The organism is Hydrogenophaga sp. RAC07 (assembly GCF_001713375.1).
Classification (GTDB): domain Bacteria; phylum Pseudomonadota; class Gammaproteobacteria; order Burkholderiales; family Burkholderiaceae_C; genus Hydrogenophaga.
Window position 1 is genome coordinate 1,983,272 of record NZ_CP016449.1, and the last position, 21,284, is coordinate 2,004,555.

The 21,284-nt window shown below is 65.5% G+C and carries 22 protein-coding genes; 14 read left to right on the forward strand and 8 right to left on the reverse strand.

What is annotated here, in order from left to right; genetic code table 11:
• The first annotated feature begins 146 nt into the window (after window positions 1-146).
• The 4 genes from BSY239_RS09265 to BSY239_RS09280 all read left to right on the forward strand — a co-directional run bounded on the left by BSY239_RS09265 (window position 147) and on the right by BSY239_RS09280 (window position 3,841).
• Complete coding sequence (locus BSY239_RS09265; RefSeq protein WP_442905799.1) at window positions 147-653, forward strand: bactofilin family protein; 507 nt, start codon at window positions 147-149, stop codon at window positions 651-653.
• Between the two features lie 80 nt (window positions 654-733).
• Window positions 734-2,467 carry an ExeA family protein gene (locus BSY239_RS09270; protein ID WP_236944166.1) on the forward strand — a complete coding sequence of 578 codons (1,734 nt, stop codon included), beginning with the start codon at window positions 734-736 and terminating at the stop codon, window positions 2,465-2,467.
• A gap of 15 nt (window positions 2,468-2,482) precedes the next feature.
• Window positions 2,483-3,208 carry a general secretion pathway protein GspB gene (locus BSY239_RS09275; protein WP_069046598.1) on the forward strand — a complete coding sequence of 242 codons (726 nt, stop codon included), beginning with the start codon at window positions 2,483-2,485 and terminating at the stop codon, window positions 3,206-3,208.
• A gap of 3 nt (window positions 3,209-3,211) precedes the next feature.
• On the forward strand, window positions 3,212-3,841 hold the full coding sequence (locus BSY239_RS09280) for an ABC transporter ATP-binding protein (RefSeq protein ID WP_069046599.1): 630 nt from the start codon (window positions 3,212-3,214) through the stop codon (window positions 3,839-3,841).
• Between the two features lie 524 nt (window positions 3,842-4,365).
• Here the strand turns inward: BSY239_RS09280 and BSY239_RS09285 are convergent.
• Window positions 4,366-5,361, reverse strand: coding sequence for a LysR family transcriptional regulator (locus BSY239_RS09285; RefSeq protein WP_069046600.1), 996 nt, complete (start codon window positions 5,359-5,361; stop codon window positions 4,366-4,368).
• A gap of 188 nt (window positions 5,362-5,549) precedes the next feature.
• Between BSY239_RS09285 and BSY239_RS09290 the strand changes: the two genes are divergently transcribed.
• Window positions 5,550-6,557, forward strand: a complete 1,008-nt coding sequence (locus tag BSY239_RS09290; RefSeq protein WP_069046601.1) for a catalase family peroxidase — start codon at window positions 5,550-5,552, stop codon at window positions 6,555-6,557.
• Between the two features lie 24 nt (window positions 6,558-6,581).
• On the opposite strand, the gene BSY239_RS09295 is transcribed toward BSY239_RS09290, so the two are convergent.
• Complete coding sequence (locus BSY239_RS09295; protein ID WP_069046602.1) at window positions 6,582-7,736, reverse strand: acyl-CoA dehydrogenase family protein; 1,155 nt, start codon at window positions 7,734-7,736, stop codon at window positions 6,582-6,584.
• 98 nt (window positions 7,737-7,834) lie between these two features.
• On the opposite strand from BSY239_RS09295, the gene BSY239_RS09300 reads away from it, so the two are divergent.
• The 7 genes from BSY239_RS09300 (at window position 7,835) to BSY239_RS09330 (ending at window position 15,316) form a co-directional block, all read left to right on the forward strand.
• Window positions 7,835-9,040 carry an acetyl-CoA C-acetyltransferase gene (locus tag BSY239_RS09300; protein ID WP_069046603.1) on the forward strand — a complete coding sequence of 402 codons (1,206 nt, stop codon included), beginning with the start codon at window positions 7,835-7,837 and terminating at the stop codon, window positions 9,038-9,040.
• An 18-nt stretch (window positions 9,041-9,058) separates the two neighbouring features.
• Window positions 9,059-11,215, forward strand: a complete 2,157-nt coding sequence (locus BSY239_RS09305) for a 3-hydroxyacyl-CoA dehydrogenase NAD-binding domain-containing protein (RefSeq protein WP_069046604.1) — start codon at window positions 9,059-9,061, stop codon at window positions 11,213-11,215.
• 2 nt (window positions 11,216-11,217) lie between these two features.
• Window positions 11,218-11,961: a 3-oxoacyl-ACP reductase FabG gene (fabG, locus tag BSY239_RS09310; RefSeq protein ID WP_069046605.1), complete on the forward strand. Its 744-nt coding sequence runs from the start codon at window positions 11,218-11,220 to the stop codon at window positions 11,959-11,961.
• Between the two features lie 164 nt (window positions 11,962-12,125).
• Window positions 12,126-13,754: a sensor histidine kinase gene (locus BSY239_RS09315; RefSeq protein WP_172823092.1), complete on the forward strand. Its 1,629-nt coding sequence runs from the start codon at window positions 12,126-12,128 to the stop codon at window positions 13,752-13,754.
• A gap of 2 nt (window positions 13,755-13,756) precedes the next feature.
• Window positions 13,757-14,143, forward strand: coding sequence for a response regulator (locus BSY239_RS09320; protein WP_069046607.1), 387 nt, complete (start codon window positions 13,757-13,759; stop codon window positions 14,141-14,143).
• Window positions 14,136-14,720, forward strand: coding sequence for a chromate transporter (locus BSY239_RS09325; RefSeq protein ID WP_069046608.1), 585 nt, complete (start codon window positions 14,136-14,138; stop codon window positions 14,718-14,720). The genes BSY239_RS09320 and BSY239_RS09325 overlap by 8 nt, the downstream gene beginning before the upstream one ends.
• Window positions 14,717-15,316: a chromate transporter gene (locus tag BSY239_RS09330; RefSeq protein WP_236944167.1), complete on the forward strand. Its 600-nt coding sequence runs from the start codon at window positions 14,717-14,719 to the stop codon at window positions 15,314-15,316. The genes BSY239_RS09325 and BSY239_RS09330 overlap by 4 nt, the downstream gene beginning before the upstream one ends.
• Before the next feature lie 18 nt (window positions 15,317-15,334).
• Here the strand turns inward: BSY239_RS09330 and BSY239_RS09335 are convergent, their stop codons facing one another.
• From BSY239_RS09335 to BSY239_RS09345, 3 genes are read right to left on the reverse strand one after another with little or no spacing between them, the layout of a single operon-like run.
• Entirely contained in the window at window positions 15,335-16,057 is a 723-nt protein-coding gene (locus tag BSY239_RS09335) for an SIR2 family NAD-dependent protein deacylase (RefSeq protein WP_069046609.1), read from the reverse strand.
• 5 nt (window positions 16,058-16,062) lie between these two features.
• A complete protein-coding gene (gene rlmB, locus BSY239_RS09340) occupies window positions 16,063-16,806 on the reverse strand; it encodes a 23S rRNA (guanosine(2251)-2'-O)-methyltransferase RlmB (protein ID WP_069046610.1) in 744 nt (247 codons plus the stop codon).
• Between the two features lie 32 nt (window positions 16,807-16,838).
• On the reverse strand, window positions 16,839-17,537 hold the full coding sequence (locus BSY239_RS09345; protein WP_069046611.1) for an ABC transporter ATP-binding protein: 699 nt from the start codon (window positions 17,535-17,537) through the stop codon (window positions 16,839-16,841).
• Between BSY239_RS09345 and BSY239_RS09350 the strand changes: the two genes are divergently transcribed.
• Both BSY239_RS09350 and mnmH read left to right on the forward strand, forming a co-directional pair.
• A complete protein-coding gene (locus BSY239_RS09350; RefSeq protein WP_069046612.1) occupies window positions 17,536-18,228 on the forward strand; it encodes an arylesterase in 693 nt (230 codons plus the stop codon). The genes BSY239_RS09345 and BSY239_RS09350 overlap by 2 nt on opposite strands.
• 6 nt (window positions 18,229-18,234) lie before the next feature.
• Window positions 18,235-19,302 (forward strand): tRNA 2-selenouridine(34) synthase MnmH, encoded by a 1,068-nt coding sequence (gene mnmH, locus BSY239_RS09355; RefSeq protein ID WP_069046613.1) that lies wholly within the window; start codon window positions 18,235-18,237, stop codon window positions 19,300-19,302.
• A 35-nt stretch (window positions 19,303-19,337) separates the two neighbouring features.
• Here the strand turns inward: mnmH and BSY239_RS09360 are convergent, their stop codons facing one another.
• Genes BSY239_RS09360 through BSY239_RS09370 form a run of 3 tightly spaced genes read right to left on the reverse strand, consistent with a single transcriptional unit; the run spans window position 19,338 to window position 21,267 of the window.
• Entirely contained in the window at window positions 19,338-19,523 is a 186-nt protein-coding gene (locus BSY239_RS09360) for a hypothetical protein (protein ID WP_069046614.1), read from the reverse strand.
• Window positions 19,524-19,555: 32 nt separating this feature from the next.
• A complete protein-coding gene (locus BSY239_RS09365) occupies window positions 19,556-20,746 on the reverse strand; it encodes a PLP-dependent transferase (protein ID WP_069046615.1) in 1,191 nt (396 codons plus the stop codon).
• Window positions 20,743-21,267 carry a phosphoribosyltransferase gene (locus tag BSY239_RS09370; protein WP_069046616.1) on the reverse strand — a complete coding sequence of 175 codons (525 nt, stop codon included), beginning with the start codon at window positions 21,265-21,267 and terminating at the stop codon, window positions 20,743-20,745. Before BSY239_RS09370 ends, BSY239_RS09365 begins: the two co-directional genes overlap by 4 nt.
• Between the last annotated feature and the right edge of the window lie 17 nt (window positions 21,268-21,284).

Consider the following 21,284-nt stretch of genomic DNA (forward strand, 5'->3'; position numbering starts at 1 on the left):
GTTCATCTCGTTACCCCTCTTACCGAACTACCCCGAATGTAAGCACCGCCGCACTTAGCATGACTGCTTCACTTTTTGAAGGAGCTGGCATGGCACTGCACTTTGGCAAACGCGACATCGATCAACCCAAAACCCTGAACCAGGGCATGGCCACACCTCGCTACGGACAGAGCACGGGCGGCACTGCGACGCCATCGCAGCCGTCCGCAGCCACCCCGACCACCCCCGACGTCGAGTTGCCCTCCACCCCTTCCATGGCCCAGTCGGCTTCCTCCGGCGCTCCCGAAGGCGGCAGCAAGCTGACCGTGGGACCGAACATCAAGCTCAAGGGCGTGGAGATCACCGATTGCGACACGCTGGTGGTCGAAGGCATGGTGGAAGCCACGATGGACTCGCGCGTGATCCAGATCGCCCAGCAGGGTGAATTCAAGGGCTCGGCCGAGATCGACATTGCCGAGATTCGCGGCGTGTTCGACGGCAACCTGACCGTGCGCAACAAGCTGGTGATCTATTCCACCGGCAAGGTGACCGGACGCATTCGCTACGGCAAAGTGGTCATCGAAGAAGGCGGCCAGCTCTCCGGCGACATCGAGTGCTCGGTGAATGCCGGCAGCAAGGTGGGCAGCAAACACGCCATGGCCTTGGCAGCCTGATCGCACTCTCGCATCCAGCGCTGGGCCACCATGGCCCGGTGTCTGGTCCTGCGCCTTTGCCGGCGCAGGAGGGCGGCGGTATGCTCGGGTGCATGTACGCCGAGTTTTTCGGGCTCAAACAGAGCCCGTTTTCCATTGCACCGGACCCCCGCTACCTCTTCATGAGCGAGCGTCACCGGGAAGCACTGGCGCATTTGCTCTACGGCATCCGGGGCGGTGGTGGTTTCGTGTTGCTGAGCGGCGAAATCGGCGCCGGCAAGACCACGGTGTGCCGCTGCTTCCTCGAACAGCTGCCCGAGAACTGCCGGGTGGCCTACATCTTCAACCCCAAGCTGACCGTCAGCGACCTGCTCAAGACGATCTGCAGCGAGTTTCACATCGAGGTGAAGCACGAGGGCATCGGCCCGGCCACCATCAAGGACCATCTCGACCCGCTCAACGCCTACCTGCTGGCCAGCCACGCCCGGGGCGAGCGCAATGTGCTCATCATCGACGAGGCCCAGAACCTCACCCCCTATGTGTTGGAGCAGCTGCGCCTGCTGACCAACCTGGAGACCAGCGAGCGCAAGCTGCTGCAGATCATCCTGATCGGCCAGCCCGAGCTGCGCACCATCCTCGCCAAACCCGAACTCGAACAACTTGCCCAACGGGTGATCGCGCGTTTTCACCTCGGCACGCTCGACAAGGCCGAAACCCTGCAGTACATCCAGCACCGCATGCAGGTGGCCGGCCTTCGCGGGCCGCTGCCTTTCTCCAAACAGGCGGTGGCGCGCATCCACGACCTGGCCCGCGGCGTGCCCCGGCGCATCAACCTGCTGTGCGACCGCGCGCTGCTCGGTGCCTACGCCGGTGGCGTGCCGCAGGTGGTGGTCGCGGTGGTCGACAAGGCCGCGCGCGAAGTGTTCGAAGGCGAGCTGCCCGGCACCACCCCGCGGAAGTCACCCAACCGCCTGCAGGCCCTGCCCGCCTGGTTGGGCACGCTGGGCGCCGGAGCGCTGGGCGGCGCGCTGGTGGCCGGCGCCATGTTCTGGTGGTGGAGCACATCGCAGCCTGTTGCCCTGCCGCTGGAGACGGGCGCTGCGACGATGAACACCCCACCCGTTGCCGCGCCAACCGCAGCCCCACCCGAAGCGAACACCCCCGCGGTTGCCAGCACACCCGCTCCAGCCCCGGCCCCGGCCGATCCGCCACCCGACACGACCCGCCCCGTGACGGAAGGTGCGCCGCCATCGGGGGCCCTCATCAACAACGAGACCGCCGCGTGGCGCGAACTCGGCCCGCTCTGGGGGCAGTCGCTGAGCGACAGCGACGCCTGCGCCAACGCGCTGGAGCACCAGCTGCAGTGCTACCGCACGAACCGCATGACGCTCAATGGACTGCGCCAGCTCAACCGTCCCGGCATCCTGATGCTGCGCGCCGCCGGCCAGCCCGCCGGACGCGCACTGATCACCGGCATGGCTGGCGACAGCGTGATCCTGCAGGCCGGCGAACAACGCTGGCGCCTGTCCCTGAGCGCGCTGGCGGACCTGTGGCGCGGCGAATTTGCCACCCTCTGGCGCACGCCCCCCGGACACAGTGGACGACTGGTCGACGGTCTGGAAGGCCCGGCAGCCTTGTGGTTGGGCGAACGCATCGCCAGCCTGCAGGCCCAAGGCCGCGTGCCAGCCTCGGCCAGCGGCCTGGATGCGCGTGTCAAGGCGTTTCAACGATCACAAGGTGTGGACGCCGCCGGGGTGGCCGGGCCTGTGACCTTCATGCAGGTCAACCTCGCCAGCGGTGTCGATGAGCCCCGGCTCTTCGCACCCAAGCCCTGAGACGCCCCAAACCGCATGTCCTACATCCTTGACGCACTGCAACGGGCCGAAGCCGAGCGAGAGCGCGGGCGTGTGCCCGGTCTGAAGAGCCAGCTCGTGCCCCCCGCCGGGCGCGGCCGCGCGAACGGCGCGCGCTTTCGCCCTTGGCACGCGCTGGTGGGCCTCCTGGTGTTCTTGCTGGCACTGGTTGCGCTGGGCGCCTGGTGGTGGGCGGGCAATGAGGAGATGACCCCGGCCGCCAGCGCGCCGATCGCTGCGCAGCCCGACACCGCGATCGTTGCAGCACCTGCACCAGCCGCGCCCGTTCAGCCCCCGGCACCCACCAGCACCCCGGAGCGCATCACCCCGCCCCCCCAACCGGTGCAGCCCATCCTGGCGCCGCCGCGTCCCGCACCTTCGCCGCCTGCAGCGCCTGCAGCAGCGGCCTCCAGCGCTGCAGCGCCGGCTGCGTCCCCGGCGCCCGCGGTGGCAGCAAAAGGCACCACGCCGCCCGCCTCACCGCCAGCCAGCACCGCAGTGCCCAGCTTTGGCGAACTCAGCGCCGAAGCGCGCGCGCAGTTGCCAGCCGTCAACCTGAGTGGCTCCACCTACTCGCAGAACCCGGCGCTGCGCATGCTGATCGCCAACGGCAAGGTGGTGCAGGAGGGCCAGGACATCGCGCCCGGTCTGCGGCTGGAAACCATCGGCCCCCGCAGCGCGGTGCTCAACCACCAGGGCCTTCGCTACAGCATCGGTTATTGAGGCATGGGACATCTCACCCAGGGCACCGTGCTGGAGGTTCGAGCGCTGTGCTTCAGCTGGCCCGGCGTGCCGCTGTTTGACCACCTGAACCTGGTGCTGCCCGCCGGCCTGTCGGTGGTCTCTGGCGAAGAAAGCTGCGGAAAGACCACGCTCTTGCGCCTGCTCGCAGGCGATCTGTCTCCCGACAGCGGATCCATCGAGTTGAACGGCTCTGATGATCAACCGCCGGGCACGCAGGTGTTTCGCACCGAGCCGCGCAGCGACGCGCTCGATGCGATCAGTGCCCAGACCTGGTGGGACGGCCTGCCAGCGCGCTACCCGAACTTCAATGTGCGCCAGGCACGTGAGCTGGCTCACGGCTTTGCGCTGGAGCCTCACATCGAAAAGCCGATGTACATGCTCTCTGCCGGCAGCAAACGCAAGGTCTGGCTGTGTGCGGCCTTTGCCGCCGGCACCCCCCTCACCTTGATCGACGAACCTTTTGCTGCGCTGGACATGGTCTCCATCCGCTTTCTGAACGGCCTGCTGGAGGAAGCGTCCAGCCATCGCGACCGCGCCTGGGTGCTGGCCGATCACGCGCCGCCCGAGGGGCTTGTGCTGAGGACACAACTGGTTCTGCCTGCGCCCGATTGATTTTCCCTATTCAGTTCTACGACATGGGTATCGCCAAACTCGACATGGACGCCAGCCCGCTGAACTTTTAAATTTTTCTCCATCGACAAAACGGTCAACGGAGGAAGTCCATGTCACCCAAACAACCCGCTCGCAACCCCTGGCGCACCAACGCGCTGCCCTCGCCCGCACACACATTCCATTCAACCAAAGCCCCCAACAGCGCTTTCAACACCGGCTTTCGCGAATGGCTGCGCAAGATCACGTCCACCACGGATGACGCCACCAGATTGGCCTGTGAACAGCTCCGGCTGGAACAGGTGAAAAAGATGATCGGTGACCTGCTCGGGGCGCACGTGTCCGACATGTCGGCTCGCGACCTCAGGGTCTACCTGCGGATCGTGCTGGCCTCGCAAATCGACAGTGTTCGCGAGGTGCGCTTTGAGTGTTTTGACCTGATGTGCCGCAAGATCAGCGAGCAGGTGGCTGTGCGCCAGCTGCAGCAGCTGGACAACCTGATCGCCTGTGGCGCAAGGCGGCCCGCCTCAGCGGGTGCCCTGCCCCACAGCGCCCAGCGGACTGTGCGCAGCGCCACTGGCCACCGGCTCTTCGGCCACCGCCGAAAGAAATTCCCGCAGTTGCAAACGCAGCCACCGGTGCGGCTTGCTGTTGTGGGTTCGTTGGTGCCAGATCATGTTGACCGGCATCGTGGGCCATTCAAAGTCGGTGGGCAGGGGCACCGAGCGGATGCGCGGATTGCTGCGCTCCAGCTGTCTGGCCTGCTGGCGGCTGGTGGTCACCAGCCGGTCGGTGCGGGCGAGCAGCTCCGAACACAGGTGCCAGGAATTCACGATGGTGGTCTTGCGCGGGGGGAAACCGCGCGCTTCCAGTTCCAGGTCGATGGGGCTGCGGCGTCCCCCATGGCGCTTGAGGAAGGTGATCAGCAAATGCTCCTCGGCCTGGTACTGCGCCAGTGAGAGCGTGTCTCCGATGCGGGGATGGTCCACGGCCACGCAGCAGTGGGTGATGTGGAAATGTTTGACGGTCTCGCGGTACAGATCGCGCGCATCGGCGGGCGGCTCGTAGTGGCTGCACACCACATCGACCGCGCCTGCGCGCAGCGCGTCCACATCGGCCGGCCCATTGGCGGGCGCGTGGATGTCCAGTCCCAGCTTGGGCGCCTTGCGGGTGATGCTGCGGTAGAGCTCGGCGAGTTCGGTCTCACCAAACGCGTCGTAGCACGACATGATGATGTGCGAGTCGCACTCCAGCGGATTGAACATCCAGGCGTTGTTGCTCACGTCTTTCCACAGCTCGACCATCTGCTGAAACACGCCGTAAGCGCCGTCGGCGTAGGGGGTGAGTTGGTAGCGGTTTTTCTCGCGCACGCACAGGTCGTCGTTGAGCACGTTGCGCAAGCGGGTGAGCGCCTGGCTGGCGGCCGAGGGCGTGATGTTCATGCGCGATGCCGCTTCGGTCAGGCTCTGGCTCTCGATCAGTTCGCAGAACAAGGCCAGCTGTTTGATGTCGACGTTTTTCATGAATCCACCCTCCCGTTGCGAAACAGGGGCGGATCATACTTTTTAACTACTGGAGGTCAACATAGGTGCGGGACACGCGGCCAAATAAATACGTTCGGTGGTGTAAGGAGCGGGCGCAACCGTCGACTACCGCACAGGTGGTTGCACGGTGCACCACCGCTGTCACACCCACCGAAAGGCCTCCTCCCATGAAACCTCTGTTGCTTGCTGCCGCAGCGTCCGCTGCCCTGGGCAGTTCCCTGCTGATTCCCACCGCATTCGCACAAACGTCGCTCGCTGAAAGCCAGGTCAACGCGCTCGAAGGCCTGGCCGGCCCACAGCCGGGCTCGCGCCGCTCGGGCGCCAAAGGCATTTGCGCCAGCGGCCACTTCATCGGCAACGCCGCCGGACGCGAACTCTCGCGCGCGTCGGTCTTCAAGGGCGACAAAATTCCCGTGGTGGCACGTTTCTCGGTCGGTGGCGGCAGCCCCAAGGCGAGCGACAAGGCCAAATCGGTGCGCGGCCTGGCGCTGCAGTTCCAGTTGCCCGGCGGCGAGCAGTGGCAGATGGCGAACATCTCGGCGCCGGTGTTCTTCGTGAGCAAGCCCGAGCAGTTCGCGCCTTTTGTGCAGGCCCGCACCGCAGACCCGGCCACCGGCAAGGCCGACCCGGAAAAGATCAAGGCCTTCAGTGCGGCCAACCCCGACACCACGCGCCAGGGCGCCTATCTCGCGCAAGCGCCGGTGCCGGCCAGTTACGGCACGGTGAACTACTGGGGTGTGAACGCGTTTGAATTCGAAGCCGCGCCCGGCAAGAGCCGCTTCGCGCGCTGGCAGTTCGTGCCTGAGGCAGGTGTGCTCGGGCTCAGCGAAGACCAGCTGAAATCCATGGGCGACGAGTTCCTGGCCGGCGAGCTGCGCGAGCGCGTGGGCAAGGCCCCGGTGTCGTTTGACTTCCGGCTGCAACTGGCCGAAGCCGGCGACAACCTGACCGACCCCACGCTGACCTGGCCCGACGCACGCCCGGTGGTCTCGGCCGGCAAGCTGGTGATCGACAAGGTGAGCGAGGGCATGGGCGGCGCCTGCGACACCATGACCTTCAACCCGCTGGTGCTGCCCGCCGGCATCAAACCGTCGGCCGACCCGGTGCTGAATGCACGGGCCGCGCCCTACGCGATTTCGCTCGGCCGCCGCCTGGGCGAGGCCGCGAAGAAGTAAGACGGGTCAAAGGTGGGCGGGTGTTCAGCGCCCGCCCAGTCCCATGGCGCGCGAGATCACCTCTTTCATGATCTCGTTGGTGCCGCCGTAGATGCGCTGCACACGCGCGTCGGCATAGGCCCTTGTGATCGGGTATTCCCACATGTAGCCGTAGCCGCCGAAGAGCTGCACGCACTCGTCCATCACCTTGCACTGCAGGTCGGAGCACCAGTACTTGGCCATGCTGGCGGTGGCGGTGTCCAGTTTGTCGATGTTCACCAGCTCGCAGCACTTGTCCACAAACACGCGCGCCACCTGCACCTCGGTCTGCAACTCGGCGAGCTTGTATCGCGTGTTCTGGAACGCCGCCACGGCCTGGCCGAACACCTTGCGGTCCTTGGTGTATTCGACCGTCCAGTCGATCGCGGCCTGCGCTGCGGCCACGGCTCCGATGGCAATCTGCAGCCGCTCCCAGGGCAACTGCTCCATCAGACAGATGAAGCCCTTGCCTTCGCCGCCCAGCAGGTTCTCCGCCGGCACCTTCACGTTGTCGAAAAACAGCTCGGAGGTGTCCTGCGCCTTCATGCCGAGCTTCTTCAGGCGTTTGCCTTTTTCGAAGCCCGGCATGCCGCGCTCCACGAGCAACAAGCTGGTGCCCTTGGCGCCCGCACCCGGGTCGGTCTTGGCGACCACGATCACCAGATCGGCGTGCCAGCCGTTGGTGATGAAGGTCTTGCTGCCGTTGAGCAGATAACTGCCGTCGGCCTGTTTGATGGCTGTGCTCTTCACACCTTGCAGGTCGCTGCCGGCCGCAGGCTCGCTCATGGCGATGGCACCCACCAGCTCGCCGCTGGCGAGCCTGGGCAGGTACTTTTTCTTCTGTTCTTCGGTGCCGTAGTGCAGGATGTACGGCGCCACGATCTCGCTGTGCAGACCGAAGCCGATGCCGGTGAAACCGGTGCGCGCGATCTCCTCCATCTGCACCACCGAATACAGCTTGTCGGCCTCCGAACCGCCGTATGCCTCGGGCAGCGTCATGCACAGGAAACCGTTCTCACCCGCCTTGCTCCACACCGCGCGGTCCACATAGCCCTGCTCTTCCCAGGCCTCGTGGTGCGGTGCGATTTCCTTGTCGACGAACTTGCGGAAGCTGTCGCGAAAGGCTTCGTGGTCGGCGTTGAAGAGGGTGCGTTCGATCATGGTGTCACCTATCAGACTGAGGGCAGGAATTTGACAAAGCAAATGCTTGGCAAAAGTCTATACTGATTCGCGGCATCCGCCTTCCCCCAGGAGACACCATGAGCGAAGCATTTCTTTTTGATGCCGTGCGCACACCGCGCGGCAAGGGCAAGAAAGACGGCAGCCTGCACGAGGTCAAGCCGATCGACCTGCTCGCAGGCGTGTTGACCCATCTGCAGCAGCGCAACGGCTTCGACACCGCGGCGGTGGACGACGTGGTGATGGGCGTGGTCTCGCCCATTGGCGAACAAGGCTCGGTGATTGCCAAGGTGGCCGCGCTCAAGGCCGGCTGGGACTGGCGCTGCTCCGGCGTGCAGCTCAACCGCTTTTGTGCCTCGGGCCTCGAGGCGGTGAACATGGCGGCCATGAAGGTCAAAAGCGGCTGGGAAGACCTGGTGGTCGCCGGCGGCGTGGAAAGCATGAGCCGCGTGCCCATCGGCTCCGACGGCGGCGCCTGGGCGCAGGATCCGGCCACCAACAGCGACACCCTGTTCGTACCGCAAGGCATTGGTGCGGACCTGATCGCCACGCTCGATGGCTTCACCCGCGACGACGTGGACGCCTTCGCCCTCGAATCGCAGAGGCGCGCGGCGGCCGCGCGCGCCGCGGGTTACTTCAAGGGCTCGATCGTGCCCGTCACCGACTTCCTCGGCCAGACCATCCTGGACGAGGACGAGTTCATCAAGCCACACACCACCCTGGAAGGCCTCGCCGCGCTCAAGCCCGCCTTCGAACAACTCGGCGGCATGGGCTTTGACGCGGTGGCGCTGCAGCGTTACCCGCAGGTCGAGCGCATCCACCACGTGCACCACGCGGGCAACTCGTCCGGCATCGTCGACGGCGCCACCGCGGTGCTGATCGGCAGCGAGGTTGCGGGCAAGACGCACGGCCTCACGCCGCGCGCGCGCATCGTCTCGGTGGCGCTCTCGGGCGCCGACCCCACCATCATGCTCACCGGGCCCATGCCGGCGGCGCGCAAGGCGCTGGCCAAGGCGGGACTCACCATTGACCAGATCGACCTGTTCGAGGTTAACGAGGCCTTTGCCGCCGTGCCCATGAAGTTCATGAAAGAGCTGGGCGTGCCGCACGAAAAGGTGAACGTGAACGGCGGCGCGATCGCCATGGGGCATCCACTCGGCGCCACGGGCGCGATGATCCTCGGCACCTTGGTGGATGAGTTGCACCGCCGCCAGTTGCGCTACGGCCTGGCCACGCTGTGTGTGGGCGGCGGCATGGGCATCGCAACCATCGTTGAGCGCGTCTGAACTGGAATCCGAAACCCCATGAAAACCATCCGCTACGAACTGCACGACGGCATTGCCACCCTCACCTTCGACGAGCCCGGCTCCCCGGTGAACACCATGTGCGCCGACTGGCAGCGCGACCTGAGCACTGCCACCGGCCTGGTGGTGCGCGACAAAGGTTTGATCGAGGGCATCGTCCTGGCCTCAGCCAAGAGCACCTTCTTCGCCGGCGCCGACCTCAAGAGCACCATGCGCCTCACGCCGGCCGATGCGCCGCGCGTTTTCGCCGAGATCGAGCAGACCAAGAAAAACTTCCGCACGCTGGAAACCCTGGGTGTGCCCGTGGTGAGCTGCATCAACGGCGCAGCTCTGGGCGGCGGCTGGGAAGTGGCGCTGGTGGGTCACCACCGCGTCGCGGTGGACAACCCCAAGATCCAGCTGGGCCTGCCCGAAATCACGCTGGGGTTGATCCCCGGCGCCACCGGCATCACCAAGATGACGCGTCTTCTGGGATTGATGGGCGCGCAGCCCTACATCCTGGAGAGCAAGCTGTTCAACCCGCGCGAGGCACTCGACCTCGGCCTGGTGCACGCGCTGGTGCCGGCCAATGGCGACGACGTGGCGGCCTCGTTGCGCACCGCGGCGTTGTTGTGGATCGCGGCCAACCCCCAAGCCCAGCACCCCTGGGACGCCAAGGACTACAAGATCCCGGGCGGCACACCGGCCAACCCCAAGATCGCCGGCATGTTGACCGTGGCGCCGGCCATGCTCAAGCAGAAAACGCGCGGCCTGTACCCTGCCCCCGAAGCCGCGCTGGCGGCCATGGCCGAGGGCGCGATGGTGGACTACGACACAGCCACGCGGATCGAAAGCCGCTACCTCGCCAAGCTCATCGTGAGCCCGGTGGCGCGCAACATGATCAACACGTTCTTCTTCAACATGAACGCGATCAAAAGCGGGCAGTCGCGCCCGAAAGACGTGCCGCGCTACAAGCCGAAAAAGGTCGGCATCCTCGGCGCCGGCATGATGGGCGCGGGCATCGCCTACGTCCAGGCCAGCCGCGGCATCGAGACCGTGCTGGAAGACGTGAGCCTGGAGAACGCGCAGCGCGGCAAGGCCTACAGCGCCAAGCTCACCCAGCCACGCGTCGACAAAGCGCGCATGAGTCCGCACGACCAGCAGGCGCTGCTGGAGCGCATCACGCCCACCGCGCACCCGGCCGATCTGCAAGGCTGCGACCTGATCATCGAGGCCGTGTTCGAGAACCGCGAGCTCAAGGCTGCGGTGACGCGCGAGGCCGAGCCCATGCTGGCCGAAGGCGGCTTCTTTGCCAGCAACACGTCCACCCTGCCCATCTCCGGCCTGGCGCAGGCCAGCACCCACCCGGCCAAGTTCATCGGCATCCACTTCTTCAGCCCGGTGGACAAGATGAAGCTGGTGGAGATCATCCGCGGCAAGGAAACGGACGACGAAACGGTGGCTCGCGCGTACGACTACGTGCAGGCGCTTGGCAAGCTGCCGATTGTGGTGAACGACTCGCGCGGTTTCTACACCAGCCGCACGTTTGGCACCTTCGTGATGGAAGGCGCGGCGATGCTGGGCGAAGGCATCCCCGCTCCCGTGATCGAAAACGCCTCCATGCAGGCCGGCATGCCGGTGGGACCGCTGGCCGTGCTGGACGAAACCGCGCTGTCGCTCTCGGTCCACGTGCTGGACCAGACCCGCGATGACTTCCAGTCCGAGGGCAAGACCTATGAGGCCACGCCAGGCGAGCTGCTGGTCGAGCGCATGGTGAAGGAGCTCCACCGCGCTGGCCGGGCGGCCGGCGGGGGCTTTTACGACTACCCGGCCGGGCAGAAGAAAGCGCTGTGGCCCGAGCTCAAACCCCTGTTTGAGAAACCCGGACACGCCTGGGAGCTGCAGGAGGTGAAAGACCGCCTGCTCTACCGCCAGGCGGTGGAGACCGCGCGCTGCCTGGCCGAAGGCGTGCTCACCAGCGTGCACGACGGCAACATCGGCTCCATCTTCGGCATCGGCTTTCCGGCCTGGACCGGGGGCGCGCTGCAGTTCATCTACGGCATGGGCATCGACGCGTTCGAAGCGCGCTGCGCCCAGCTGGCTCACAAGTTCGGTCCCGGGTTTGCGCTCAGCGAAGTCGTGAAACGCACCATCCGCCACCACCAACCCGTCTACTGAACATGAAACGCCTCGAAGGAAAGATCAGCCTCATCACCGGCGCCGCCCAGGGCATAGGCCTGGCCTCCGCCATCAAGTTTGCCCAGGAAGGCGCTGTCGTCATCGTCTGCGACGTGAAGCAGTCCGCCGTGGACGCGGCGGTGCAGCAGTGCGTTGCGCTGGGCGCCCAGGCCGTGGGCTTTGTGATGGACGTGACGCAGCGCGAGATGGTCGACGCCGTGGTGGCGCGTGTGATGGAGCGCTTTGGCCGCATCGACGTGTTGGTGAACAACGCCGGCATCACGCAGGACGCACGGCTGCAGAAGATGACGCTGGAGCAATTCGACCGCGTGATCGACGTCAACCTGCGCGGTGTCTTCCACTGCGCCCAGGCCGTGGCCGAACACATGACCGCGCAGGGCAGCGGCGCGATCCTCAACGCATCGTCGGTGGTGGGCATCTACGGCAACTTTGGCCAGACCAACTACGCCGCGAGCAAGTTCGGTGTCATCGGCTTCACCAAGACCTGGAGCCGCGAACTCGGGCCCAAAGGCATCCGCGTCAACGCGGTGGCACCCGGCTTCATTGCCACGCCCATCCTCTCCACCATTCCCGAGAAAGTGATCACCGAGATGGAGCACCGCGTGCCCCTGCGCCGCCTGGGCCAGCCCGAGGAGATCGCGAACGTCTATGCGTTCCTGGCGAGCGACGAGGCCAGCTACATCAACGGTGCGGTGATCGAGGTCTCGGGCGGCATGTCGGTCTGAGGCCTGCACCAGACCAACATCGGTCACTTTGGCGGCCGTGAGCGGCGTCACAGCGGCCAGCGCGGAGGATGTGTCGAAGTGGACAGGGTGGGGTATATCCATCCGCAGAACGTATGCAAAACAAGGGGCTGTGTTACAACTTGCCGACCCTTGATACGCGCACCATGCAGACTTCTCCGATTCCCGCCAACGAAGCCCAACGACTGGTCAGACTCCAGGAGTTGGGCATCCTCGACACCTTGCCGCAAAAGGCGTTCGACGACATTTCTGCCCTCGCGCAAATGATCTGCGGCACACCGGTGGCGCTCATCACGCTCATCGATCAGGACCGCCAGTGGTTCAAGTCACGCATTGGTGTTGAAGAGCGGGAAACGCCGCGGGAAGTGGCCTTTTGTTCTCACGCCATCCTCGATCCGGATCACGTGATGGTGGTTGAAGACCTCAGCCTGGACCCCCGTTTCAGCGACAACCCGTTGGTGGCCAACGCACCCGACGCCCGCTTTTACGCTGGCGCCCCCATCGTCACCCACGATGGGCTTGCATTGGGCACGGTGTGTGTGGTCGACATGAAAGCCCGCTCGCTCAACGCGGACCAGCTCGACGCCCTGCGCCGTCTGGCCAGCCTCGTTGTCAACTTGCTGGAACACGAATCGGTGCGCATCGAAGAAGCCACGCGCAACAGCGAGGCCTGGCGCCTGCAGCACGAAGAGCTCACGGCCATGGCCATTGCCGGTCTGGACTTGCAGGTCTACATCGACCCCAACTACCTCATCCAGCACGTCAACGACACCTTCCTCGCCTATTGGGGCGGTACACGAAAAGAAGTCATCGGGCACAACATCGCCTCACTCGTGGGCGAGGACGCTTTTCGTCACATCATCCAGCCCCAGCTCGACCGCGCCCTCGCGGGCGAGACCGTGTCGTACACCCGCAAGACCGACTTTCCCGCGCGCGGCACCCGCTATGTGGAAGTGGCCTTGCTGCCCGTGCGCAACGCGCGGGGGGACATCGCCGGGGCCGTGATGCGAGCGCAGGACGTGCAGGAGACCCGGGCCCGGGAAGCGCAACTGCAGCAGACGGTGGCGTTGCTGGAACAACGCACGATGGAGCAGGAACGCTTCATCCACATCATTTCGCACGACCTGCGCGAACCCATCAACACCGTCAACAACTTCACATCCCTGCTGGTCGCCGACCACCAGGACGAGCTGTCGCCTTCAGCGCAGCAGTACCTCTCGTTCGTGCAATCGGGCGGGCAACGCATGAGCTTTCTGCTCGACGATTTGCTGCATTTCGTGCGGCTGGACAACCGCTCCGTGAAGCTGCGCCCGGTCGAGATTGGCCGTCTGATGCAGCAGATCGAAAGCGATCTCGGCCCCCTGCTCTCCCGCACCGATGGCCGCATGGAATGCGGCACCCAGCCCATGGTGATCGCCGACGAGTCGCTGCTGCGCATCGTGCTGAAAAACCTGGCTTCCAACGGCCTGAAGTTCTCGCGCCGGGGTGTGCCGCCCGTGGTGCGCATCACGGTGGAAGAGGCCGATGGCGGCCACCAGATTCACGTGAGCGACAACGGCATTGGCATCGCAACCGAGCACCTGCACGACATCTTCGACATGTTCAAGCGCCTGCACACGCGCAAACATTACGAAGGCACGGGCCTGGGTCTGTCGGTGTGCCGCCGCATCGCGCAGCTGCACGGGGGCAGCATCTCCGTGCAGTCCACTCCCGATGAAGGCAGCCGTTTCACCCTGCACCTGCCTGCGGCCCCCGCAGCGCCCCACCTGGAATGACCATGACCGCACCCGAGCGTTTCATCCTGATCGACGACAACGAGGCCGACAACGTCTTCCACGAGATCATGATCCGGCGTGCCGGTTTCAAGGGTGAAATCCTGGTCTTCGAAAGCGGTATTGAGGCACTGGCCTACCTCAAGACCGATCCCCTCACCATCCCCACCTGCATCTACCTCGACATCAACATGCCGCTGATGGATGGCTTCGAATTCGCGCTGGAAGCCACGCCCCTGCTGAAGGGAAAACCCACGGTCATGCTGGTGATGCTCACCTCGTCGGGATCACCCAAGGACCGCGAACGGGTGGGCGAGATTCCCGTCATCCAGGGATTCGTCACCAAACCCTTGCTGGTGGACGCGGTTCGCGACATGCTGCAGCGTGGCTGAAGAAACCCCCGCTCAACCCCAGTCCAAAACCGACCTCTTCCTCGCCTTCACCTGGCTGGCCCTGCAAGGTTTTGGCGGCGTGCTGGCGGTGGTCCAGCGCGAGTTGGTGGAGAAGAAGCGCTGGATGACACGCGAACAGTTCGTCGAAGACTGGGCCGTCGCGCAGATCATGCCGGGCCCCAACGTCGTCAACCTGTCCATGATGATCGGCGGGCGTTATTTCGGCCTGCCGGGCGCACTCGCCGCACTGGCCGGCATGCTGGCCGCGCCGATGGTGGTGGTGCTGTTGCTGGCCGTGGCATACGGCAGCGTGGCCGACAACCCCATGGCACAAAACGCCCTGCGCGGCATGGGCGCCGTGGCCGCCGGCCTGATCACCGCCACCGGCATCAAGCTGATTGCAGCCCTCGACAAAAATGCCATGGGCATGGCCGTGTGCATCGGTCTGGCCGTGCTCACCTTCATCGCCATCGGTCTTCTGCGCTGGCCCCTGCTCTGGGTGTTGCTGGGCATTGGCGGCGTGGCGTGCGTTTGGGCGTACCGCGTGCTCGATCGCCTTGAGGAGCCCCGCGCATGACCGCCATGACGCCCGACGCGGCAAGCTGGCTCAACCTGTTCACGCACTTCGCGTCGCTGTCGTTGCTGGGTGTGGGCGGCGCCATCACCACCGCGCCCGACATGCACCGCTACCTGGTCTACCAGAACGCCTGGCTCAGCGACGCGCAGTTCACCTCGTCGATCGCGCTCTCGCAAGCAGCACCAGGCCCCAATGTGCTGTTTGTCGCCCTGCTCGGCTGGAACGTGGGCCTCAACGCAGGCGGCGGCCCCGGCGCCGGCTGGACCGCCTGGGCGCTCGCGCTGCTGGGTGTGGTGGTCACCATGGTGGCCATCATGCTGCCCTCGTCGGTGCTCACCTACACCGCCACCCGCTGGGCCCACAAGAACCGGGAACTGCGCGCCGTGCGCGCCTTCAAGACCGGCATGGCCCCGATCGTGATCGCCCTGCTGATCGCCACCGGCTGGCTCCTCACCGGCTCCCATGACCACCCAGCACGCGACTGGCCTCTGTGGTTGCTGACGGCGGTGGCCACGCTGCTGGTGTGGCGAACGAAGATCCACCTGCTGTGGATGATCGGGGTGGGGGCGGTGTTGGGGGCGTTGGGCTTCGTTTGACCAGCCAGGTCAATGAAGTCAGGCCAACAAGGCTGGAAGGCACACAGCCGCTGGCTCATGGAGACACAACTGAGCCACCACATCGAGCGGTGTGGCCTCGGGATTGATGACCACCACGCGGGCACCACTCTGGTGTGCCGTGAAGGCCAGACCCGCTGCGGGATAGACCTCACCCGAGGTGCCGATGACCAGCATCAGATCGCAATGACGGGCAGCGAGCTCAGCGGCCTCGAGTGCAGCGGCCGGCAGGCTTTCCCCAAACCACACCACCCCAGGACGGCGCAGGTTGCCGCACACCGGGCAACGCGGTGGACGACCGGCCTCGATGCTTTGCTTGCTGCAGCAGCTGCGTGCCGCGTTCAGCCACTGGTCTTCTGCGATGTTGCCATGCAGGGCCAAGGCATCGGTCTGCCCGGCACGCTGGTGCAATCCATCCACGTTCTGGGTGATGAGGGTCAAGCGGCCGGGGTGCCCTTCCGCGAAACTGGCGAGCGCCCTGTGGCCTGCATTGGGTTGCACGGCAGCGATCATCTCTCTGCGATGGACATACCAATCCCACACTCGCTGGGGATGGGCGCGAAACGCGGTTTCGGTCGCCAGGTATTGAGGGTTGAATTTTGACCACAAACCCGTCTGCGTATCGCGAAACGTCGGCACGCCGGATTCGGCGCTCATGCCAGCGCCCGTGAGCACAGCGATGTGGCGCGCCTCACGAATCCAGCCACGCACCGTCTCGTACATTGGCTTCAACTGCGCTGTCGCAGCGCCTCGTACAGACACACACCGCTGGCCACCGACACGTTCAAGCTCTCCACCGCGCCATGCATGGGGATGCGCACCAGTTCGTCGCAGGTCTTGCGGGTGAGCTGGCGCATGCCCGCGCCTTCGGCACCGAGCACCAGCGCCACCGGGCCCTTGAGGTCCACTTGGTACAGCGTCTTGGGTGCGTCGTCGCTGGTGCCGATGATCCAGATGTTGCGTTCCTTGAGTTCGCCCAGGGTGCGCGCCAGGTTGGTCACCATGAAGTAAGGCATGGTCTCGGCCGCACCACTGGCCACCTTGGCCACGGTGGCGTTGATGCCGGCGGCGTGGTCCTTGGGCGCGATCACGGCGTGTGCGCCGGCACCGTCGGCCACCCGCAGGCAGGCGCCCAGGTTGTGCGGGTCGGTGATGCCGTCGAGCACCAGCAGCAAGGGCGGCACGCCGGTAGCCTCGAGTTGTTCCAGCAACTCGTCGAGCGAGTGCACCTGCTTGATCTCTTCCACGCGCGCGGCCACACCCTGGTGGCCGTGGCTGCCGGCGAGTTTGGCGATGCGCAGGCCATCGGCCTCGATCAGGCGGGCGTTGGCCTCGCGGGCCTTGTCGAGAAACTGGCGCATGCGCGCGTCGCGACGCGTGGGCTCGTAGTAGATCTCGATGATGGATTGGGGCGCGGTTTTCAGGCGCACGCCCACGGCGTGAAAGCCGAAAAGCACTTTGGGGGAAGACATGCCCGGATTATCCCCTCCGGGCGCGGGCAGCCTCAGGCGACGGCCGCGGTCTCTTTCACTTCGGGCACCACCTGCCCGGCCTCGATGGTGATGCGGCGCACGCAGCGTTGTGCGATGCCGCGGTCGTGCGTGACCAGCACAAGCGTGGTGCCCTGCTCGCGGTTCAGGTCGAACATGAGCTCCATGATCTTGCCGCCGGTGGCGAAGTCGAGGCTGCCGGTGGGCTCGTCGGCCAACAGCACGGCGGGCTGCACCACGAAGGCACGCGCCAGCGCCACGCGCTGCTGTTCGCCGCCCGAGAGCACCTTGGGGTAGCTGGAGAGACGTTCGCCCAGGCCCACGCGTTTCAACATGTGGGTGGCGGTGGCGCGGGCATCGCGCCGGCCGGCCAACTCCAGCGGCAGCATCACGTTTTCCAGCGCGGTGAGGTTGCCCAGCAGCTGGAAGCTCTGGAACACAAAGCCGACCTTTTGCGAACGCAGCGCGGCGCGCTGGTCTTCGTCCATGGCGAACAAATCGACGCCATCGATGTGAACTGTGCCGCTGGTGGGTGTGTCCAACCCGGCCACGATGGACAGCAGCGTGCTCTTGCCCGACCCGGACGCACCCACGATCGCAGCGGTTTCCCCTTTGTTCAGGGTGAAATCGATGTCGCGCAGAATGGTCAGCGACCCGGTGGAGTCGGTGACCGACTTGAACACATGCTGGACCGCAATCATCACATCGGACATGGAAGGACTTCTCAAGTTGAAACGCCGTCACTTTAACGCGCTGGTCTGCAGCGTGTGCGCGCTCGCCGCCGCAGGGTCTTTGGGCACCGCACTGGCACAGGCACCCGCACAGGCCGCCAGCAGCCACCCGCCGGTGGTTCTGGTGGTGGGCGACTCGCTCAGCGCCGAATACGGCCTCAAGCGCGGCACCGGCTGGGTGGCCCTCTTGAGCGAAACCATGGCCAAAGAGAAAGTGAAGGCGCGCGTGGTCAACGCCAGCATCAGCGGCGACACCACCTCGGGCGGGCGCTCGCGCATCGCGGCCCTGCTCAAGCAGCACCAACCCAAGTGGGTGGTGATCGAACTGGGCGGCAACGACGCGCTTCGCGGCCTGCCACTCAACATGACACGCGACAACCTCGCCACCATGGCGCGGCTGTCTCGTGAAGCGGGCGCGCAGGTGCTGCTGTTGGGCATGGAGATGCCGCCCAACTACGGCGCGAAATACGCACAGGAATTCCGCGAGGTGTTCACCGCCGTGGCCAAGGCCGAGAAAACCGCGCTGGTGCCGTTTTTCCTGAAGGACGTGGCCGACACCAAGGACCCCACGGCGCTGTTCCAGAACGATCGCATCCACCCCAACGAAGCGGCCCAGCCCACCATGCGCGACAACGTGTGGCCCGAACTGCGAAAACTGATTGCCCGTCGATAATCGGGCATGCCCGTCCACACCCTGAATGCCACCGAGGCGCTGAGCCGCCTGGCCGAATTCGACCTGATCATCGACGCCCGCACCGAAGACGAGCACGCGCTCGACCACGTGCCTGGCGCGGTGAACTGGCCCACGCTCAACAACGAAGAGCGCATCACCATCGGCACGATGTACAAGCAGGTCAACCCGTTCGAGGCCAAGAAGCGCGGCGCGGCCCTGTCGGCGCGCAACATCGCGGCCCACATCGAACGCGAAGTGATCGACAAACCGCGCACCTGGAAGCCGCTGGTGTACTGCTGGCGCGGCGGCAACCGCAGCGGAGCGCTGGCCACCATCCTGGGCGCCATCGGCTTCCACGTCACCCTCATCGAAGGCGGGTACAAGGCCTGGCGCGCAGCGCTGGTGGAGTCGCTGCCGGCGCTGGCCGAGCGCCTGCACTACCGCGTCGTCTGCGGCCCCACCGGCAGCGGCAAGACGCGCCTGCTGCAGGCCCTGGCTGCACAAGGCGCGCAGGTGCTCGATCTGGAAGCCTTGGCCAGCCACCGCAGCTCGGTGCTGGGTCACATTCCCGGCCAGCCGCAACCGAGCCAGAAGCGCTTTGATTCGATGGTGTGGTCTGCCCTGCGGGGCTTTGACCCGACGCGCGTGGTGTACGTGGAGAGCGAGAGCAAGAAGGTGGGCAATGTGCGCGTGCCCGATGCGCTGATCGACGCCATGCGGGCCAGCCCCTGCATCGACCTGCGCCTGTCGGATGAGGAGCGTGTGGCGCTGCTGCTGGAGGACTACGACTTCTTCGTGGAAGACCCGGCGTCGTTCTGTTCACGCCTGGAAGCGCTGACCGAACTGCGTGGCAAGGAGGTGGTGTCGGGCTGGACGGACAAGGTGAAGAATGGTCAGACACCGGCGGTGGTGCTGGAGCTGCTGACCAGCCACTACGACCCCATGTACGCCCAGTCCATCGGGCGCAACTTCAAACAATTTGCGCAGGCCCTGCCCTGTGAGCTGCGGGACCGTTCAGCCGGGTCGCTGAACGAGGCTGCGCGATCCTTGATCGCCAGCGAAAACACGGCCTGAGCGCTGGGCCCAGGCCGCTGGCAAGACCCCTGGGGTCAGTTGCCGGCGCCAGCGCCGTCGCCGCCCGCCGCGCTGTCCGGTGCATCGGTGCCCGGCTCTTGCGGCGCATCCGTGTCGTCATGGCGGCGGCCTTCGGCTTTGGCCTTGAGCTTTTCCTCTTTCTTTTTCTTCTTGGCAAGCTCGCGCTGGCGTTTTTCGTATCCGTAGTTGGGAGTAGCCAAATCAGTCTTTCAGGTCTGTTGAAACGAAGGGGTCAGGCTTGCAAGGCGCCCAGGGCCTGTGCAAGGTCGGCACGCAGATCGTGCACGGATTCCAGACCGACCGCAAAGCGTACCAGACCACCGGTGTGTGGCCAGGCCCGGGTGCGAATGGAGGCCATGTCGTACGGGGCACACAGGCTGATCGGCCCGGCCCAGCTCCAGCCCAGGCGGAAGAGCTTCAGGCTGTCGCAAAACGCGTCGATGCGCGACTGAGGAATCGAGGGGTCGAACACGGCGCTGAACAGGCAGGCCGCGGCTGTGGCGTCGCGTTTCCAGGTGGCGTGACCAGGAGAGTCGGGCAAAGCCGGGTGCAGCACCTTGACCACGCCGGGCTGAGCCTGCATCCACTGCGCCAGCTCGCGGGCGGCGGTGTCCTGCGCTTCATAGCGCAGGGCCATGGTCGGCAGGTTGCGCAGCACCAGTTCGGCGTCGTTGGCGGCCACGGCCAGGCCCAGGCGCATGTGGGTGAGCAGCACCTGGCGGTGCAAGGACTCGTCGCGCGTGACCACCGAGCCCATCAACACATCGGCACCACCGCTGGGGTACTTGGTGAGCGCCTGCATGGAGATGTCCACGCCCAGATCAAATGCGTTGAAGGCGACACCCGCGCCCCAGGTGTTGTCGAGCACGGTGACGATGGGCCGTTGTCCGGCGCGAGCTTGGTTGGCCTGCTGCACTCGGGCCACCAGTGCGGGAATGTCGGGAAACTCCAGCGTGATGGAACCCGGCGCTTCCAGCCAGACCAGTCGTGTGGCGGGCGAGAGCTGCCGCGCCAGATCGTCGGGGTCCATGGCGTCGAAGTAGCGGTGGGTGATGCCCCAGGCAGCGAGTTCAACCGCAGCAAACGACTTGCCGGGGCCGTAGGCGTTGTCGGGGATCAGCACCTCGTCGCCACTGCGCAAGAAGGCCATGTCGACCAGCGTCACGGCCGACAGACCGCTGGGCACCAGCACGCAATGTTTGCCACCTTCGATGGTGGCGATGCGCTCTTCCAGCGTGAAGGTGGTCGGCGTGCCGTGCAGGCCGTAGGTGTAGCCGCTCTTGTCTTTCCAGTCGTAGGTGCGCAGCGCCTGGACGTTGGGGAAAAAGACGGTGGACGCTTTGTGCACACCCGGCGCCACCGCCTCGAAACCCTCGGGGGGTTTGTAGGGGTGGTGAATCAGGCGGGTGGACAGGTCTTTCACAGCTTCCACTTCTCCAGCAGTTGTGCAGGCCGCATGCTGTCGTAGCCCTCAAAGGGCTGGTGGATCCACGGATTGGTCGGCAGGAACTCCACCGAATAGTCGGGCGTGAAGGCCGAGAGCTGTTTGGTCCAGATCACCGCGCTGCGCATCTCGGTGATGGGCGCGTAGTTGTTCTTGAGCATGTCGATCACCGCCTTGAGCGTGTGACCGGAGTCGGCCAGATCGTCGACCAGCAGCACCTTGCCGGCGATCTCGCCTTTGGGCGTGGTGATGTAGCGCGCGATGTCCAGGTTGCCCTGCTGGGTACCGGCGGCGGCGCGGTAGGAGCTGGTCGACATGATGGCCAGCGGCTTGTCGAAGATCCGCGAGAGGATGTCGCCGGGGCGCATGCCGCCTCGCGCCAGGCACAGGATGGTGTCGAATTCCCAGCCGGACTGGTGAACCCTGAGCGCGAGCTTCTCGATCAGGTTGTGGTACTCGTCGTAGGAGACGTAGAGGTGTTTGCCGTCTTCGGTGAGCATGCGGACTCCGGGTGGGG